Source organism: Aquabacterium sp., from assembly GCF_004297345.1.
Lineage (GTDB): Bacteria > Pseudomonadota > Gammaproteobacteria > Burkholderiales > Burkholderiaceae_C > Aquabacterium.
In genome coordinates this window covers 1-1,830 of record NZ_SCTN01000431.1, presented here as the reverse complement: position 1 = coordinate 1,830, position 1,830 = coordinate 1, and the positions used below count along the sequence as shown (strand labels likewise).

Below are 1,830 nucleotides of genomic sequence, written 5' to 3'. Positions count from 1 at the left end.
CATGGACGTTTCTGGCACTGCGGATCGGGCACTCCATCGTGCACCTGAGCTACAACAACGTGATGCACCGTCTCTCGCTGTTTGCCCTCAGCAATGTGGTGATGTCGCTGATCTGGTGGATTCTGTTGTACCGCATGCTGCCCGGAAACTGAATACCGAAAGGCTGGTGAAAGGTTTGCCAGCTACAACACCGCTCTCAGCAAGGGAGTGTTGTAGTGTCCTTTCCAGGCTCGCTGGCGCAAGCAGTCAAACATCAGAAAAGGCCGCCGGCCATCGTCCTGTGTACCGCATTGACGGGGCTGGCAACAGTGCGGGCCCTGGCCTCTCAAGGCGTGCAAGTCCATGCCCTGGTCTTTGACAAGAAAGATCCCCTTCGGCTGTCACGCCACCCGCACGCCATCCATCTGCTGCCCGAGGGCTTGAGCGACACAGCGCTGGTTCAGTTCATCCTAAACTATGCCAAACGCCTGGCACAACGCCCCGTGCTGATGGCAACCAGTGACAGGCAGGTGATGGCGCTGGCTCAACATGCACAGGCACTGAGCGAGGCGGTGCACTGGTGGCAAACCGACCTGCCAACGCTCTCCACCATCCTAGAAAAAAATCGCCTTTACCTGCATGCGGATGGACTAGGGCTGCCCACCATTCCGAGCACGCCTTGCACCGACCTGCCGACCGTCAGCGCCTGGTGCGCACGCTTCCCCGGCCCCTATCTGCTCAAGCCGAGCTATGTCGGGTGTGCTGATGCCAAGTTGACCGAGAAGAACAAGGTATTTGCCAATTCAACCTCCTTGCTGGCGTTCCTTTCCGCTACCGGATCGCAGGCCGTGCTGGTGCAACAACTCATGGCCGGCGGGGATGGTGAAATTTTCGACACCTACGGATTCTGTGATGCCAAGGGGCAGATTGTCTGCCTCAGCACGCATCGTCGTTTGCGACAGCTTCCGCCTGACTTAGGCTCTACCACCTATGGAGAGATCCCGGCTCGCCTAGGCCAGGCAGAGGGCCTCATCCTGGGTCAAGCGCGGGTGTTGTTGCAATCACTGCACTATCACGGCATCTTCGGTATCGAGTGGCTACGCGACCGGGCCACGAATCGCTTCTATCTGATCGACTTCAACGCCCGTCCGTTCAGCTCGATTGGCCATCTGCGAGATTGCGGGGTGAACCTGCCATGGCTTGCCTATCAGGAATTGGTCGGTGAGCGCGCAGTCGGCCTGCCATTGGTGCCGGCACTCCAGCACCGATACTGGATCGATTTGTTCCGAGACAGCCAATCGCTGCAGTGCCCTCGGACGATCAAATCATCTTCAGCCCCTTCGCGCTGGCAAACGCTGAAGCAGGCCAGCAGTTTTGCTTACTGGGAATGGTTGGATCCAGGCCCCGCGATGCTGAAAACAGCAACCTTGCTCTGGTCCAAGGCATTACGCAGCAAAGGCCTGCTACAGCGTCTGCTGTGACATGAAGCAGCTACGAGCCAAGCCTTCTTACTTACGCAGCACCACGTTCATGGATGAGGGCACATCAGCCTCATCCAGGTAGGCCACGGCACCAGGAGTGGTCTGCACAAAGCTGATGACCTCGGCCACGGATGAGAACTCACGCGGTGGGACGCCTTTGCCGACATAGCGGCGGACCGTCCAGTAGGCCACATAGGCATCGTCGGTCTGCTGCAGATAGTCATTGAGGAAGCGCTGGCGCAAAGCCTGGCCCGTACGCAAGTTGACGGGGGCCACAGAGACCCCCCCCACTTCGACCACCTTGCCGGTGTAGATGCGCTGTACAGTGGCCTGATCCAGCTTGTGCACATTGGGATGCGCCACCACGACG

General features: G+C 58.9%; 2 protein-coding genes. One reads left to right on the top strand and one right to left on the bottom strand.

Annotated elements, in window-relative coordinates; genetic code table 11:
- Window positions 1–482: 482 nt before the first annotated feature.
- Window positions 483–1,460: a hypothetical protein gene (locus EPO09_RS16740; protein ID WP_290644660.1), complete on the top strand. Its 978-nt coding sequence runs from the start codon at window positions 483–485 to the stop codon at window positions 1,458–1,460.
- Between the two features lie 27 nt (window positions 1,461–1,487).
- Here EPO09_RS16740 and EPO09_RS16735 read toward each other — a convergent pair.
- On the bottom strand, window positions 1,488–1,830 hold a 343-nt coding region (locus EPO09_RS16735), incomplete at its 5' end, for a hypothetical protein (protein ID WP_290644658.1).